The organism is Pseudomonas sp. 2835 (assembly GCF_050435905.1).
GTDB lineage: Bacteria > Pseudomonadota > Gammaproteobacteria > Pseudomonadales > Pseudomonadaceae > Aquipseudomonas.
Window position 1 is genome coordinate 40,078 of record NZ_JBNDLE010000018.1, and the last position, 16,436, is coordinate 56,513.

The 16,436-nt window shown below is 62.9% G+C and carries 12 protein-coding genes; 9 read left to right on the plus strand and 3 right to left on the minus strand.

Annotated elements, in window-relative coordinates:
* Positions 1-127 precede the first annotated feature (127 nt).
* The 3 genes from ABIE20_RS21610 to ABIE20_RS21620 are packed head-to-tail and all read left to right on the plus strand — an operon-like array spanning position 128 to position 6,843.
* Entirely contained in the window at positions 128-3,412 is a 3,285-nt protein-coding gene (locus ABIE20_RS21610; protein ID WP_429507206.1) for a DUF2126 domain-containing protein, read from the plus strand.
* 39 nt (positions 3,413-3,451) lie between these two features.
* The gene (locus tag ABIE20_RS21615; protein ID WP_429507208.1) at positions 3,452-5,938 is read left to right on the plus strand and encodes a circularly permuted type 2 ATP-grasp protein; all 2,487 of its coding nucleotides are present in this window, start codon (positions 3,452-3,454) and stop codon (positions 5,936-5,938) included.
* Positions 5,938-6,843, plus strand: a complete 906-nt coding sequence (locus tag ABIE20_RS21620) for a transglutaminase family protein (protein ID WP_429507210.1) — start codon at positions 5,938-5,940, stop codon at positions 6,841-6,843. Before ABIE20_RS21615 ends, ABIE20_RS21620 begins: the two co-directional genes overlap by 1 nt.
* Positions 6,844-6,993: 150 nt before the next feature.
* Here the strand turns inward: ABIE20_RS21620 and ABIE20_RS21625 are convergent, their stop codons facing one another.
* Positions 6,994-7,581 (minus strand): TIGR00730 family Rossman fold protein, encoded by a 588-nt coding sequence (locus tag ABIE20_RS21625; RefSeq protein ID WP_429507211.1) that lies wholly within the window; start codon positions 7,579-7,581, stop codon positions 6,994-6,996.
* Positions 7,582-7,936: 355 nt separating this feature from the next.
* On the opposite strand from ABIE20_RS21625, the gene azu reads away from it, so the two are divergent.
* Positions 7,937-8,383, plus strand: a complete 447-nt coding sequence (gene azu, locus ABIE20_RS21630) for an azurin (RefSeq protein ID WP_429507213.1) — start codon at positions 7,937-7,939, stop codon at positions 8,381-8,383.
* An 86-nt stretch (positions 8,384-8,469) separates the two neighbouring features.
* On the opposite strand, the gene nadE is transcribed toward azu, so the two are convergent.
* Together nadE and pncB are read right to left on the minus strand one after the other, a co-directional pair.
* Entirely contained in the window at positions 8,470-9,297 is an 828-nt protein-coding gene (gene nadE, locus ABIE20_RS21635; RefSeq protein ID WP_429507214.1) for an ammonia-dependent NAD(+) synthetase, read from the minus strand.
* Between the two features lie 3 nt (positions 9,298-9,300).
* Positions 9,301-10,503, minus strand: a complete 1,203-nt coding sequence (pncB, locus tag ABIE20_RS21640; RefSeq protein ID WP_429507215.1) for a nicotinate phosphoribosyltransferase — start codon at positions 10,501-10,503, stop codon at positions 9,301-9,303.
* Positions 10,504-10,973: 470 nt separating this feature from the next.
* Between pncB and ABIE20_RS21645 the strand changes: the two genes are divergently transcribed.
* From ABIE20_RS21645 to ABIE20_RS21665, 5 genes are all read left to right on the plus strand, one after another.
* A complete protein-coding gene (locus ABIE20_RS21645; protein ID WP_429507216.1) occupies positions 10,974-12,110 on the plus strand; it encodes a branched-chain amino acid ABC transporter substrate-binding protein in 1,137 nt (378 codons plus the stop codon).
* A gap of 160 nt (positions 12,111-12,270) precedes the next feature.
* Positions 12,271-13,185, plus strand: a complete 915-nt coding sequence (locus ABIE20_RS21650) for an ABC transporter permease subunit (RefSeq protein WP_010221625.1) — start codon at positions 12,271-12,273, stop codon at positions 13,183-13,185.
* Positions 13,186-13,187: 2 nt separating this feature from the next.
* Positions 13,188-14,471, plus strand: a complete 1,284-nt coding sequence (livM, locus tag ABIE20_RS21655) for a high-affinity branched-chain amino acid ABC transporter permease LivM (protein WP_429507218.1) — start codon at positions 13,188-13,190, stop codon at positions 14,469-14,471.
* Positions 14,468-15,343, plus strand: coding sequence for an ABC transporter ATP-binding protein (locus ABIE20_RS21660; RefSeq protein WP_038997426.1), 876 nt, complete (start codon positions 14,468-14,470; stop codon positions 15,341-15,343). The genes livM and ABIE20_RS21660 overlap by 4 nt, the downstream gene beginning before the upstream one ends.
* The gene (locus ABIE20_RS21665) at positions 15,340-16,056 is read left to right on the plus strand and encodes an ABC transporter ATP-binding protein (RefSeq protein WP_038997425.1); all 717 of its coding nucleotides are present in this window, start codon (positions 15,340-15,342) and stop codon (positions 16,054-16,056) included. The genes ABIE20_RS21660 and ABIE20_RS21665 overlap by 4 nt, the downstream gene beginning before the upstream one ends.
* Positions 16,057-16,436: the final 380 nt, after the last annotated feature.

Below are 16,436 nucleotides of genomic sequence, written 5' to 3' on the forward strand. Positions count from 1 at the left end.
ACGGCGGCCTCGCTACGGTGCGCTTTTGGTGCGACTGTACCGGCTGCATGCAGGGAATCGCAGGCCTGGGCCCATGGCACAAGTCTTGCGCGGTTCCACTACCGCCCAGGCTCGCAGGAGGCCCGCCGTGTCGATTCATGTCGCCTTGCACCATGTCACCGAGTACCGCTACGACCGTGCAGTTGAACTGGGCCCGCAGATTGTTCGCCTGCGCCCGGCCGCGCACAGCCGTACGCGGATCCTCTCCTACGGGCTGAAGGTGCAGCCGGGTGGGCATTTCATCAATTGGCAGCAGGACCCACAAGGCAACTACCTGGCGCGCCTGGTGTTCCCGGAAAAGACCGACAGCCTGCGCGTGGAAGTCGACCTGGTTGCCGAGATGGCGGTGTTCAACCCGTTCGACTTCTTTCTCGAACCCTACGCCGAGCAGATTCCCTTCAGTTATGGCCGTGACGAACGCCACGAACTGCAGCCCTACCTGGAACAACTGCCGCTGACGCCGAAGTTCGCCGCCTACCTGGACGGCATCGAGCGCACGCCAAAGGCCAGTGTCGATTTCCTGGTGGCGCTCAATCAGCGCTTGAGCGAGGACATCAGCTATCTGATCCGCCTCGAACCCGGTGTGCAAACCCCGGAGCAGACCCTGGGACTGGGCTCTGGCTCCTGCCGCGATTCGGCCTGGTTGCTGGTGCAGTTGCTGCGCCACCTGGGCCTGGCGGCGCGCTTTGTCTCCGGCTATCTGATTCAACTGACCGCCGACATCAAGGCACTCGACGGCCCGACCGGTACTGAAGAAGACTTCACCGACCTGCACGCCTGGTGCGAGGTGTACCTGCCCGGCGCCGGCTGGATCGGCCTGGATGCCACCTCCGGGCTATTTGCCGGTGAAGGGCATATCCCATTGGCTTGTAGCCCCGATCCGACTTCAGCGGCCCCAATCAGCGGCCTGGTCGAGCCCTGTGAATGCACCTTCGCACATGAAATGAGTGTCGAGCGCCTGTGGGAGTCGCCACGGGTGACGCTCCCGTACAGCGACGAGCAATGGCAGGCTATCGTCGCCCTCGGGCGCCAGGTGGACAGCGACCTTAAGGCGGCGGATGTGCGCCTGACCATGGGCGGTGAACCGACCTTCGTGGCCATCGACGACCCTGACGGCGCCGAGTGGAACACTGCAGCGCTGGGCGCGAACAAACGGCGCCTGGCCGGTGAACTGTTCCAGCGCCTGTACAAGCATTACGCGCCCAATGGCCTGGTGCACTTCGGCCAGGGCAAATGGTACCCGGGCGAGCAACTGCCGCGCTGGTCGCTCAACTGCTTCTGGCGGCGCGATGGCGTGCCGCTGTGGAGCAATCCGGCGTTGATCGCCGACGAACACCAGGACCTCGGCGCCGACAGCGCCCTGGCCGCACGCTTCCTGGCCAGCGTTGCCGAGCGGCTAAAGCTGCCCCCGCGCTATGTCTTCGCTGCCTACGAAGACTCGCTCTATTACCTGTGGCGCGAGGGCGGCCTGCCGTCCAATGTGCGCGCCGACGATGCGCGCCTTGCCGACGAGATGGAGCGTGCAAGGCTGCGCAAGGTGTTCGCCCAGGGCCTGGACAAGGTCATCGGCCAGGTGCTGCCGCTGGCCCGCAGCACCGACGAGCAACGCTGGCAGAGCGGGCGCTGGTACCTGCGTGATGAACATTGTCGCCTGGTACCTGGCGACTCGCCGCTGGGCTATCGCTTGCCACTGGCGGCGCAGCCCTGGGTCAAGGCCGCGGAATATCCCTACGTGCATCCGACCGATCCCAACCAGGCGCTCGGCGATCTGCCTGATCGTGACCAGCTGCTCAAGGCCAGCGCCGGGCAGGCGGTCGATGAGCAGGAGCACGCAGCCCCCGAGGTCGATGCCTCGGCCGACTGGCTGACCCGTACTGCGCTGTGTGCAGAGCCGCGAGAAGGGCGCCTGTACCTGTTCATGCCACCGCTGTCTCGCTTGGAGGATTACCTCGAGCTGGTCGCGGTGATCGAAGCCATCGCGGCCGAGCTGCATTGCCCGGTCATCCTTGAAGGCTACGAGCCGCCGGCCGACCCGCGCCTGGCCAACTTCAAGGTCACCCCCGACCCCGGTGTCATCGAGGTCAACGTACAGCCTTCGGCCAGTTGGGACGAACTGGTGGAGCGCACCGAGTTCCTTTACGAGCAGGCGCGCCTGACGCGGTTGAGCAGCGAAAAGTTCATGGTCGACGGCCGTCACACCGGCACCGGTGGCGGCAACCATTTCGTTCTCGGCGGCGCCACCCCGGCCGACTCGCCGTTCCTGCGCCGGCCCGACTTGCTGCGTAGCCTGATCAGCTATTGGCACAATCACCCGTCGCTTTCCTACCTGTTTTCCGGACTGTTCATTGGTCCAACTTCCCAGGCGCCACGGGTGGATGAAGCGCGTAACGATGCGCTGTATGAGCTTGAAATCGCCTTCGCACAGATGCCCGCACCCGGTGAGGAATGCCCGCCGTGGCTGGTCGACCGGCTGCTGCGCAACCTGCTGATCGATGTCACCGGCAATACCCACCGCGCCGAGTTCTGCATCGACAAGCTCTACTCCCCGGACGGCCCCGCCGGGCGCCTGGGGTTGCTGGAACTGCGCGCCTTCGAGATGCCGCCGCATGCGCGCATGAGCCTGGTCCAGCAACTGCTGCTGCGCGCCCTGGTCGCGCGTTTCTGGCGTGAGCCCTATGCGCCCAAGCGCCTGGCCCGCTGGGGGACCGAGCTGCATGACCGCTTCATGCTGGGGCACTTTATCGAGCAGGACTTTGCCGATGTGCTGGTCGAGCTCAACGCCGCAGGCTACCCGCTGCGTGCCGAGTGGTTCGCCGCGCACCTGGAGTTTCGCTTTCCCAAGGTCGGCGACTATGCCGTCAACGGTATCGAGCTGGAACTGCGCGAGGCCCTTGAGCCCTGGCATGTACTGGGCGAGGAGGGCAGTGGGGGTGCCACCGTACGTTATGTCGACTCGTCGCTGGAACGTCTGCAGGTCAAGGTCAGCGGCATGGCGCCGGAGCGTTATCAACTGACCTGTAATGGTCGGGCGCTACCCTTGCAGGCAACCGGGCGCGTGGGTGAATTCGTTGCTGCGGTGCGCTATCGCGCCTGGCAGCCGGCCAATTGCCTGCAGCCGACCATCGCGGTGCATGCACCGCTGGTGTTCGACCTGCTCGATACCTGGATGGGCCGTTCACTGGGCGGTTGCCAGTACCATGTGGCGCACCCGGGCGGGCGCAACTACGAAACCCTGCCGGTCAATGCCAACGAAGCCCAGAGCCGGCGCCAGGCACGCTTCTTCCGCCTCGGGCATAGCCCGGGTGTACAGGCAATACCGGTGCCGCAGGTGAACCCGGAACTACCCTTTACCCTGGATTTGCGCCGCGGCTGAGCGCTACTCTGAACTGATCTGTGGCCTTCGAGCATTGCCATGCCTGACCTGTTGGATGCTTACCCGCTGAGTGCGGGGACTTATCACGAGATGCTCGAAAGCCAGGGCGCGGTGTGCCCGCACTGGCAGCCGTTGTGCGCCTACCTGCAGCGCAGCGGGCCGGCACAACTGGCCCAGCGCCAGGCCTCGCTGACCCGCCAGTTGCGCGAGAACGGCGTCACCTACAACGTTTACGCCGACCCCAAGGGCGCCGACCGGCCCTGGGAGCTGGACCTGTTGCCGCACTTGCTGCCTGCCGCCGAATGGCAGCAACTGGCCGCTGGTGTTGAACAGCGCGCGCGCTTGCTCAATGCGGTACTGGCCGATATCTACGGGCCGCAGCAGTTGATCAGCGAGGGTTTGCTGCCGGCCGAGCTGGTCTACGGCCACAACAATTTTCTCTGGCCCTGCCAGGGTATTGCGCCGCCTGAAGGCACTTATCTGCATGTCTACGCGGTGGACCTGGCCCGTGCCCCGGACGGGCGCTGGTGGGTTACCGCCGACCGCACCCAGGCGCCGTCGGGCGCAGGTTTCGCGCTGGAGAATCGCACCATCGTTTCGCGAGCGCTGCCCGAGCTGTACCGTGACTTGCAGGTACAGCACCTGGCCGGTTTCTTCCGCACCCTGCAACAGACCCTGGCGCGCCTGGCGCCCAGTGACAAGGACGCGCCGCTGGTAGTGCTGCTGACCCCGGGGCGCTTCAACGAGAGCTATTTCGAGCACCTGTACCTGGCCCGGCAACTGGGTTATCCACTGGTCGAGGGCAGCGACCTGACCGTGCGCGATGCCACCGTGTACCTCAAGACCCTGAGCGGCCTGCGCCGGGTGCACGCAATCATGCGGCGCCTGGACGATGACTTTTGTGACCCGCTGGAGCTGCGCACCGATTCGGCCCTGGGCGTGCCCGGCTTGCTCGATGCCGTGCGCCAGGGCCGGGTACTGGTGGCCAATGCGCTGGGCAGCGGGGTGCTTGAGTCGCCGGGCCTGCTCGGCTTCTTGCCGGCGATCAACCAGCGCTTGTTTGCTGAAGAACTAAGCCTGCCGTCGATCGCCACCTGGTGGTGCGGTGAGCCGCCGGTGATGGCGCGGGCGCTGGAGCAATTGCCGACGCTGTTGGTCAAACCGGCGTTCCCCTCCCAGAGCTTCAGCCCGGTGTTCGGTCGCGATCTCGACCCGGCCCAGCGCCAGGCCCTGGCTGAGCGCATCCAGGCCCGGCCCTACGCCTATGTTGCCCAGGAGCTGGCGCAGTTGTCCCAGGCGCCGGTGTGGCAGGCCGACAAGGGCCAGGTGCAGCCGCGGGCCATCGGCATGCGGGTGTACGCCGTGGCCTCGGCCGAGGGCTATCGGGTGCTGCCCGGTGGCCTGACCCGGGTTGCCGCGCAAGCTGATGCCGAGGTGGTGTCGATGCAGCGCGGTGGCGCCAGCAAGGACACCTGGGTGCTCGGCGAAGCGGCGCCAGCGGGCGAGCAATGGCGGGCCCAGCGCACTATCGGCGTGGCCGAGCTGATCCGCCAGGACCCCTACCTGCCGTCGCGGGTAGTGGAGAACCTGTTCTGGTTCGGGCGCTACTGCGAGCGCTGCGATGCCAGTGCGCGCTTGCTGCGGATCATCCTCACCCGCTACCTGGACGGTGACGATCCGCTGGCCCTGCAGGCTGCGGTGGAACTGGCCGATGAATTGTCGCTGCTGCCGGAGGAGGGCGAGTTGCCCGAGCGCCTGCGCGCGGCGCTGGACGATAGTGACTGGGCTTTCAGCCTGCGGGCCAATTTGCAGCGTCTGCACTGGGCGGCGTCACAGGTGCGCGGCAAGCTCTCGCGGGAGAACTGGCAGGCGCTGGTCGAGCTGCAACGGGAAGCGCAATGCCTGGAAGATGCCGAGGCGGACTTCGGCGAGCGGGTGGATTTTCTCAACCGCCTGGTGATGTCGCTGGCAGCGCTGTCGGGGTTTGCCCTCGACGACATGACCCGCGACGAAGGCTGGCGCTTCCTGATGATCGGCCGGCGCATCGAGCGATTGCAGTCACTGTGCAGCAGCCTGGCGGCGTTTCTGCGCGGGCCGGCGGTGTACGATCAGGCTGGGCTTGAATGGTTGCTTGAGCTGGGTAACAGCAGCATCACCTACCGCTCGCGTTATCTGGCGGTCGCGCAGTTGATCCCGGTGCTCGATCTGCTCCTGCTCGATGAACAGAATCCCCATGCCGTGCTGTTCCAGCTCAAGTTGCTGGTGCGTGCCAACCAGCGCTTGAACGAGGAATTCGACAGCCCTCGCGACCCGGGCCTGGCGTTACTGGCCGAGCAGTTGCGTCATTTCGACCTGCGCAGCCTGGAAGACCCGTTGTTCGGCAGTGCCAGCGTACAAGCGGTGCTGTCGGGGCTTGCCGACCTGCTGCAAGGGGTGGCCCTGGCCAGTGGCGAGATTTCCGAGCGCCTGGCCCTGCGCCATTTCGCTCACGTTGACGATGTCAGCCAGCAGACGGTGTCGCTGTGATGAGTGCGCGCTACCAGATTATCCACGACACCCATTACCGCTATGACAGCCCGGTTTCCCTGGCCCAGCAGCTGGCGCACCTGTGGCCGCGGCCCTGCGCCTGGCAACGCTGCAGCGCCCAGGCTCTGCAGGTCAGCCCGCAGCCGACCCAGCGGCGCGATGAATGGGACGTGTTCGGCAACCCGCTGACCCGCCTGGCGTTCGAGCGCCCGCATGACCAGTTGCGGGTGGTGGCGCGCCTGCAGGTTGAAGTGCTCGAACGGGCGGCGCCGGACTTCGCCGCCTCACCGGCCTGGGAGCAGGTGCGCGAGGCACTGACCTATGCCAGCCAGCCTGTGGCGGCGGAGCTTCTGGAAGCCTGCCGCTACCGTTTCGAGTCACCTTATGTGCGCCTCAAGCAGCGCTTTGTGGCCTTCAGCGAATCGTGTTTCGAGCCCGGGCGGGCAGTGCTGGAAGGCGTGCAGGCGTTGATGGAGAAGATCTTCAGCGAGTTCACCTTCGATGCCGACGCTACCCAGGTCGCCACGCCACTGGTGGAGGTGCTGGAGCGCCGCCGCGGCGTGTGCCAGGACTTTGCCCACCTGATGCTCGCCTGCCTGCGCTCGCGCGGCCTGGCGGCGCGTTACGTCAGCGGCTACTTGCTGACCCGGCCGCCACCCGGCCAGCCAAGGCTGATCGGCGCCGATGCCTCGCATGCGTGGATTTCAGTGTTTTGCCCGGGGCAGGGCTGGATCGATTTCGACCCCACCAACAACCTGCGCCCGGCGCTGGAGCACATCACCCTGGCCTGGGGCCGGGACTTTTCCGATGTGTCGCCGCTGCGCGGGGTGATCCTCGGTGGCGGCAGCCATGACCCGGAAGTGCAGGTCACGGTGATGCCGCTGGATGAGGCTACTGCCTTGTAGGAGCGGGCTTGCCCCGCGATGAGGCCATGTCGCCTGGATTGCGACCGCTTCGCGCTCGATCGCGGGCAAGTCCCGCTCCCACAGGATCTGCGCTGTTCGCAAGGGTAGCAAATCCCCTGTGGGAGCTCGCTTGCCAGCGATGAGGCCGGGTCAGTCAGGCTTCTTGTCGACCCACTTGGGCAGCACCGGTGCTTCGAAGTTGTCCATGGCGTCGAGCAGCTCGGCCGGCGAGTCGGCCAGTTGCAGCATGGCGCGGTGTTGCGGGCGCACGAAGCCTTCTTCCACCACATGGTCAAGGAAGCTGCCCAGCTTGCTGTAGAAGCCGTTGACGTCGAGCAGGCCCAGGGGCTTGGCGTGATAACCCAACTGGCCCCAGGTCCAGACTTCGAACAGCTCTTCCAGGGTGCCCAGACCACCCGGCAGGGCGATGAAGGCGTCGCTCAGTTCGGCCATGCGTGCCTTGCGCGCGTGCATGCCGTCGACCACTTCCAGGCAGGTCAGGCCGGTATGGCCGATCTCGGCGTTTTTCAGCGCTTCAGGGATGATCCCGATCACTTCGCCACCGGCGGCCATGGCCGCATCGGCAACGATACCCATCAGGCCCACGGCGCCACCACCGTACACCAGGGTCAGGCCGCGCGCGGCGATGGTCTGGCCGAGGGCGATGGCCGCCTCGCGATAGGCCGGGTTGACGCCGGTGCTGGCGCCACAGAACACACAAACGGAACGTACGGGCATTGCTTCTCTCCGGTTACAGGCGCACACAGAGTAAGGCGCTGACCGCTCGCTTCCAAGCCCGCAGCGGTTATTCCGGGCGGGCGAATTCGCATGAGGCGCCCGCAGCACCGCAGGCATAGGCGGCCAGTAGGCCATTGAGGAAAGTACCAAAGGACATGATCGTTTACTCCTAAATGAGAGGTTGTCTCATCCTCCCTCAAAGGTGCATGATGGGCACTTAGATTTCCTGTATACAATCCATAGAACAAATTCACTGCCTGGCTCTTCAGCCAGCGCTTGACCCACATCATGGGCCGGCCTTGCGGTTTCAGGCAGTCTGCAAACTGATAAAAAACCCCTGCCATGGAGATTCACGATGTTTGCCAAAGTTGTCGCAGTATCCTTGCTGACCCTCGCCAGCACTCAGGTATTTGCCGCTGAGTGCAAGGCGACGATCGACTCCACCGACCAGATGTCCTTCAACACCAAGGCCATCGAAATCGACAAGAGCTGCAAGACCTTCACTGTCGAACTGACCCACTCCGGTTCGTTGCCGAAGAACGTAATGGGCCACAACCTGGTCATCAGCAAAGAAGCTGACATGCAGCCGATCGCCACCGACGGCCTGGCTGCCGGCATCGACAAGAGCTACCTGAAAGATGGCGACGAGCGCGTGATTGCCCACACCAAGATCATTGGCGCTGGCGAGAAGGATTCGCTGACCATCGACGTGTCCAAGCTGAAAGCTGACGAGAAGTACGGCTTCTTCTGCTCGTTCCCTGGCCACATCTCGATGATGAAAGGCACTGTTACCCTGAAGTAATTGCCTTGGGGCTGCTTTGCAGCCCATCGCCGGCAACGCCGGCTCCCACACCGATTACAGTGGGGGCCGGCGATTCATGCAGCGCTTCAAGGCGCGAACGGCATCTCGCGTTTGTGCTGGGTCTTGCGGTAGGTGGCGCTGATGATGTCGAACGCTTCCTGGCTGACCGGCTGGCCATGCAAGAACGCATCGATCTGCGCGTAGGTCACGCCGTGGGACGCTTCGTCCGGCTTGCCTGGCGCCAGGTCCTCCAGGTCCGCAGTCGGGACCTTCTCCACCAGTGATTCCGGCGCGCCAAAGCTGCGCGCGATGGCCCGTACCTGGTTTTTCACCAAGCCACTGAGCGGCGCCAGGTCGCAGGAACCATCACCAAATTTGGTAAAGAAGCCCATCACCGCTTCAGCGGCATGGTCGGTGCCGATCACCAGGCCCTGGCGGGCGCCGGCGATGGTGTACTGGGCGACCATGCGCATGCGCGCCTTGGTATTGCCGACGACGAAATCGACCATCGCCGGCGAGCCGTTCTCCAGGGCCTTGACCTCGGTCGCCAGGGCACGCACGGCCGGGGCGATATCGACGGTGTGCACCTCGTCGGCCTTGATCACTTCCAGGCAGGCCTGGGCATCGTGCTCGTCGTGTTGCACCTGATAGGGCAGGCGCACGGCAATGAAGCAGTACTGCTTATCACCCGTCTCGCTGCGCAGTTCATTGATCGCCCGTTGCGCCATCAGCGCGGCGGTCAGCGAGTCAACACCACCACTGATGCCCAGCACCAGGGTCTTGAGCCGTGCGTTGTGCAGGCAGGTCTTGATAAAGGCCACGCGCCGGGCCACTTCGGCTTCGAGCGCGGCGCTGTCGGCAAACGGCGGCTGGACCTTGAGCGCTTGCGCAATCTCTCGCTGGACGGCTTGCATGAATTACTCCTTGGACACTTTGAAGACGTGGCGCAGGTAGGCGACGAAGTTTTCGTCGCGGCATTGGGTCTTGGCCGCCTCATCGGAAATCTTGGCGACGGGCTGGCCGTTACAGTCGGTCATTTTAAGCACGATGCTCATCGGCGCCACCCCGGGCAGGTCGCAGGTGAGGTTGGTGCCGATGCCGAAGCTGACATTGATGCGCCCGCGCAGGGCCCGGAAGATCTCCAGCGACTTGGTCAGGTTCAGGCCGTCGGAGAACACCAGGGTCTTGGTCATCGGATCGATCCCCAGCTTGCGGTAGTGGGCAATGGCCTTTTCCGCCCACTGCACCGGATCGCCCGAGTCATGGCGCAGGCCGTCGAACAGCTTGGCGAAGTACAGGTCGAAATCGGTCAGAAAGGCATCCATGGTGATGCAATCGGTCAAGGCAATGCCCAGCAGCCCGCGGTACTCGCGTACCCAGCAATCGAGTGCGGCGATCTGGCTGTCGATCAGCCGCGGCCCCAGTTGCTGGTGGGCCATGATCCATTCGTGGGCCATGGTGCCCAGCGGCTTGATATCCAGTTTCCGTGCCAGGTGCACGTTGCTGGTGCCGACGAAACGCGCGGGGAAATCTTCCTTGAGTACCCGTACCACTTCTTCCTGAACCTTGTAGGAGAAGCGTCGGCGGGTGCCGAAGTCGGCCACCTGCAGCTCGGCCAGTTCCTCGCTGCTGGCATTGGCCTTGAGCCAGTCGAACTTGCGATACAACTGGTCGCGGGCATCGCTCAGTTTTGCCTGGGGATGGCGATGGCGGTTGCGCACTTCGCTGATGATCGCAAGCAAAGGCACCTCAAACAGGATCACGTGCAGCCACGGGCCGCGCAGGCGCAGGTACAGCTGATCGTTCTCGACCCCCAGTTGCAGGTAGCGCAGGTTGAAGCGGAACAGCCCGAGAAAGCGCAAGAAGTCCGGCTTCATGAAGCTGATCTGCTCGAGGAAGCCCAGCTGGCCATTACCCAGGCTCAGTTCGCACAACTGCTCGATCTGCTCGCGGATCTGCGCCAGATAAGGGCGCAGGTCTTCACCATTGCGGCAGCGGAACTCCCATTCAACATCGACGTTGGGGTAGTTGTGCAGCACGGCCTGCATCATGGTCAGCTTGTAGAAATCGGTGTCGAGCAGGTTCTGCACGATGCGATCGGCAAATGCACTCTCGCTCATAGGGGGCTCCAAAGGGGGCGCGCGCCATCACCGCCAGTGACGGCGCACAGACCTGCGCATTGTGCCAGCGTTTGCCGCCATGCGGGCAGGCCGGGGCCGGGGTAATTCGGTAGCAGGCTACAGGTAGCGGCGCTTTTGCCGGTCAGCGGCTAGCCTGTAATGGTGCCCGCTGTAGCAGTCGCGCACCAAGTATGTGCAGTTCGGTTACGCATCCTGTTACAGGCTGGTTGCACGTAACCACAACCCAGGGTTGCAATGATGGCACTTCGCGGTTGCTCTTTGTCGTCGGATCGGGTGGCGCTTGTCGTGAGGCAGACGGTTGCACGACCAATAAAAAAAGGCCGCGAATCCTTGCCGGGCAACTTGTTGACGAGTTTTTCCAGAATAAAAAACCAATGGCACGGCCCTTGCTCAGAGCAATTGCTGAAAGTTGTAGTGCCAACCAAAAAAAACTCCAGGAGCACCACCTCATGTCGCAGACGTTTTACAAGAAAGGCTTTCTGGCCCTCGCCGTAGCTACGGCGCTGGGCGTTTCTTCGTATGTTCAGGCCGACATCAAGATCGGCGTAGCAGGCCCGATGACCGGTGCCAACGCAGCGTTTGGCGAGCAGTACATGAAAGGTGCGCAGGCAGCGGCTGACAAGATCAACGCCGCAGGCGGCGTCAACGGCGAGAAAATCCAGCTGGTCAAAGGCGACGATGCCTGCGAGCCGAAGCAGGCCGTAGCGGTGGCCAACCGCCTGGTTGACCAGGACAAAGTGGTCGGTGTGGTCGGGCACTTCTGCTCCTCCAACACCATTCCGGCGTCTGAGGTGTACGACGAGGCCGGTGTCATCGCCATTACTCCGGGTTCGACCAACCCGGCAGTTACCGAACGCGGCCTGACCGGCATGTTCCGCATGTGCGGGCGTGACGACCAGCAGGGCATCGTCGCCGGCGACTACATCGTCGATGTGCTCAAGGGCAAGAAGGTCGTGGTCCTGCATGACAAGGACACCTACGGCCAGGGCCTGGCCGATGCCACCAAGGCCCAGCTTGAAAAACGCGGGGTAAAACCTGTTCTGTACGAAGGCCTGACCCGTGGCGAGAAAGACTTCAGCGCCGTGGTCACCAAGATTCGCGGTGCCGGTGCCGACGTTGTCTACTTCGGTGGCCTGCACCCGGAAGCAGGCCCGCTGGTTCGCCAGCTGCGTGAAGCGGGCCTGAAAGACATCAAGTTCATGTCCGACGACGGCATCGTTACCGACGAACTGGTCTCCACCGCTGGTGGCCCACAGTACGTCGATGGCGTGTACATGACCTTCGGCGCCGACCCGCGCCTGCTGCCCGACAGCAAGGCGGTGGTCGAGGAGTTCCGCAAAGCCGGCACCGAGCCAGAAGGCTACACCCTGTATGCCTACGCTTCGGTCCAGGCCCTGGCTGCAGCCTTCAACGGCGCCAAGTCGAACAAGGGCGAAGACGCTGCCAAGTGGCTCAAGGCCAACCCGGTGCAAACCGTGATGGGCGAGAAGAAGTGGGACAGCAAGGGCGACCTGACGGTCTCCGACTACGTGGTCTACCAGTGGGACAAGGACGGCAAGTACCACCAACTGGAAAAACAAAAATAACAACGGTAGGCGACCCGGGCCTGAGCCCGGGTCGCTACCCGGTTTTGCGCCGTACCTGTCTTTTCTCGTAGATCTGCACAACCCTGCGCTGCGAGGGCCGCTTCATCCGGGGCTCACCGTAGTCGGCGCTTGTGCAATCTCAAATACGTGAGATTGCGTTATGGATGGTATTTTCCTGCAGCAACTGGTCAACGGGCTGACCCTCGGGTCTGTCTATGGCCTGATCGCCATCGGCTACACAATGGTCTATGGCATTATCGGCATGATCAACTTCGCGCACGGCGAGGTGTATATGATTTCCGCCTACCTGGCGGCAATCAGCCTGGCATTGCTGGCGTATTTCGGTATCGAATCCTTCCCCTTGCTGATGCTCGGGACGCTGATCTTCACGGTGGTGGTCACCGGAGTCTACGGCTGGACCATCGAACGCATCGCCTATAAACCCCTGCGCAACTCCACCCGTCTGGCACCGCTGATCAGCGCCATCGGCATCTCGCTGATCCTGCAGAACTACGCGCAGATCAGCCAGGGCGCACGCCAGCAAGGCGTACCGACTTTGCTCGAAGGCGCCTGGCGCGTCGAAGTGGGCACCGGTTTCGTGCAACTGACCTACACCAAGATTTTCATCCTGGTGGCGGCCTTCGTCGGTATGGCGGCGCTTACCTACATCATCAAGTTCACCAAGCTCGGGCGCATGTGCCGGGCCACCCAGCAGGATCGCAAGATGGCTTCGATCCTCGGTATCAACACCGACCGGGTGATCTCCTATGTGTTTGTCATCGGTGCAGTCATGGCGGCCCTGGCCGGCGTACTGATCACCATGAACTACGGCACCTTTGACTTCTATGCCGGCTTCATCATCGGCATCAAGGCCTTCACCGCTGCGGTGCTCGGGGGCATTGGCTCGCTGCCGGGCGCCATGCTCGGCGGGATCATCCTCGGGATTTCCGAGTCGTTGTTCTCCGGGCTGATCAACTCCGACTACAAAGACGTGTTCAGTTTCTCGCTGCTGGTGCTGATCCTGATCTTCCGTCCCCAAGGCCTGCTGGGTCGCCCACTCGTGGCGAAGGTGTAAGTATGTCTGCTGCCAAAACAACTACATTCGATATCAAGCGCAGCCTGATCGATGCGATCCTCGCCGGGCTGATTTCCCTGATCGTTTTCGGGCCCATTGTCGGCGTTGTGCTCGACGGCTACAGCTTCAACCTTGAACCTACCCGCGTCGCCTGGTTGGTGGCCGGGGTGATGGTCGGGCGCTTTTTGCTCAGCCTGTTCCTGCAGACGCCCAAGGGCCAATCGATTCTCCAGGGCTTCGAGGGCAGTGGATCCGGCGTGCACGTGCTGGCGCCAGACTACAAGTCGCGGCTGCGCTGGATCATTCCGGCACTGATCGTGATTGCCATCGTCTTCCCGTTCTTCGCCAACAAGTACCTGCTGACCGTGGTCATCCTCGGCCTGATCTACGTGCTGCTGGGCCTGGGCCTGAACATCGTGGTGGGTCTTGCCGGCCTGCTCGACCTGGGGTACGTGGCCTTCTACGCCATCGGCGCCTACGGCCTGGCCCTGGGTTACCAGTACCTGGGCCTGGGCTTCTGGACCGTGTTGCCCCTGGCGGCAATCGCCGCGGCGCTGGCCGGGTGCATATTGGGCTTCCCGGTGCTGAGGATGCATGGTGACTACCTGGCCATCGTCACCCTCGGCTTTGGTGAAATCATCCGCCTGGTGCTCAACAACTGGCTGTCGTTCACCGGCGGTCCCAACGGCATGCCGGTGCCGTCGCCAACCTTCATGGGCCTGGAGTTCGGCCGTCGGGCCAAGGACGGCGGGGTGCCGTTCCACGAGTTCTTCGGCATCGCCTACAACCCCAACGTGAAATTCCTGTTCATCTACATCGTGCTGTTCCTGGTGGTGCTGGCGGTGCTGTACATCAAGCACCGGCTGACCCGCATGCCGGTCGGCCGCGCCTGGGAAGCGCTGCGCGAAGACGAGATCGCCTGCCGCTCCATGGGCCTGAACCATGTGCTGGTGAAGCTCTCGGCCTTCACCCTCGGTGCTTCCACCGCCGGCCTTGCCGGGGTGTTCTTTGCCAGCTACCAGGGCTTCGTCAACCCGTCGTCGTTTACCTTCTTCGAGTCGGCGCTGATCCTCGCCATCGTCGTGCTCGGCGGCATGGGCTCGACCGTCGGCGTGGTGATTGCCGCGTTCGTGCTGACCGTGGCGCCGGAGCTTTTGCGCAGCTTTTCCGAGTACCGGGTGCTGCTGTTTGGCGTGCTGATGGTGTTGATGATGATCTGGAGACCGCGCGGCCTGATTCGTATCAGCCGTACCGGTGTAGTTCCGCGTAAAGGAGTGGCGCCATGAGCGATGACGTGATTCTCTCGGTCGAAAACCTGATGATGCAGTTTGGCGGCATCAAGGCGCTCAGCGATGTCAGCCTCAAGGTCAGACGCAACCAGATCTTCGCCCTGATCGGCCCCAACGGTGCCGGCAAGACCACGGTGTTCAACTGCCTGACCGGCTTCTACAAAGCCAGTGGCGGCAAGATCGAACTGAACCTGCGCGGCACCCGCACCAATGTCATCCAGCTGCTGGGCGAACGCTTTCAGCTGGGCGATTTCGTCTCGCCCAAGCGCTTCATCAACCGCCTGCACTACAAGATGTTTGGCGGTACTCACCTGGTCAACCGCGCAGGGCTGGCGCGAACCTTCCAGAACATTCGCCTGTTCCGGGAAATGTCTGTGGTCGAGAACCTGCTGGTGGCCCAGCACATGTGGGTCAACCGCAACCTGCTGGCCGGCGTGCTCAACACCAAGGGCTACCGCAAGGCCGAAAGCGATGCCCTCGATCATGCCTTCTACTGGCTGGAAGTGGTTGACCTGGTCGACTGCGCCAACCGCCTGGCTGGTGAGCTGTCGTACGGGCAGCAGCGGCGCCTGGAAATTGCCCGGGCCATGTGCACGCGGCCGCAGATCATCTGCCTCGACGAACCGGCTGCCGGCCTCAACCCGCAGGAAACCGAAGCGCTGAGCAAGATGATTCGCGTGCTGCGCGACGAGCATGACCTGACCGTGGTGCTGATCGAGCACGACATGGGCATGGTCATGAGCATTTCCGACCATATCGTGGTGCTTGACCACGGCAACGTGATCGCCGAAGGCGCGCCACAGGACATCCGTCACAACCCGACGGTGATTGCCGCCTACCTGGGCGCCGATGAAGAGGAACTGGTATGAGTACACCGATCCTCGAACTGAAAGAGATCGACGTGTTCTACGGGCCGATCCAGGCCCTGAAGAAAGTCTCGCTGCACATTGATGAAGGTGAAACGGTGAGCCTGATCGGCTCCAACGGCGCCGGCAAGTCAACCCTGCTGATGTCGATCTTCGGCCAGCCGCGGGCGGCGGCCGGGCAGATCATCTACCGTGGCACCGACATTACCCACAAGTCATCGCACTACATCGCTTCCAACGGTATCGCCCAGTCGCCGGAGGGGCGCCGGGTGTTCCCCGACATGTCGGTGGAAGAAAACCTGATGATGGGCACCATCCCGATCGGCGACAAGTTCGCCAGCGAGGACATGCAGCGCATGTTCGAGCTGTTCCCGCGGCTCAAGGAGCGGCGCAACCAGCGCGCCATGACCATGTCCGGCGGCGAGCAGCAAATGCTCGCCATCGCCCGGGCTTTGATGAGCCGGCCCAAGTTGCTGCTGCTCGATGAGCCATCGCTGGGCCTGGCGCCGATCGTGGTCAAGCAGATCTTCGCCACCTTGCGTGAGCTGGCGCAGACCGGCATGACCATCTTCCTAGTGGAGCAGAACGCCAACCATGCGCTGAAGCTCTCGGACCGCGCCTATGTAATGGTCAACGGTCATATCCGCATGACCGGCACAGGCCAGGAGCTGTTGGTCAACGAGGAGGTGCGCAACGCGTATCTGGGTGGTCACTGATCAATAGCAAAAAAGCGCCCCGTTTGACGGGGCGTTTTTTTGTCCACAGTTTTGTGGAAAACATTGCGCAGACATTGTTTTGGCCGCGACAGAAAGTCGCTTCGGCGGCCAGTTTCAAGCGCGTTTCAGTTGTCCACCATTGGTGTGGAACCGACTGTGGGTAACTTGGGTGCAGCTTTCTGTAAGCCCTTATCTATAAGGCTTTCAGCCTTGTGGTTGTTTTTTGATCAGGTTTTTTTACGGCGTTTGCATCCGTGTTTGTCAAGTGTTTTGTCCTTAGCCAAATGGCGATTAAAGCGTGCTGAAAGCCTGTGGATAACTCTGTGGGCAAGCCTTGGAAAGATCGGTGTAGACAGCGTCGTTACAGGCCTGGAGCCATC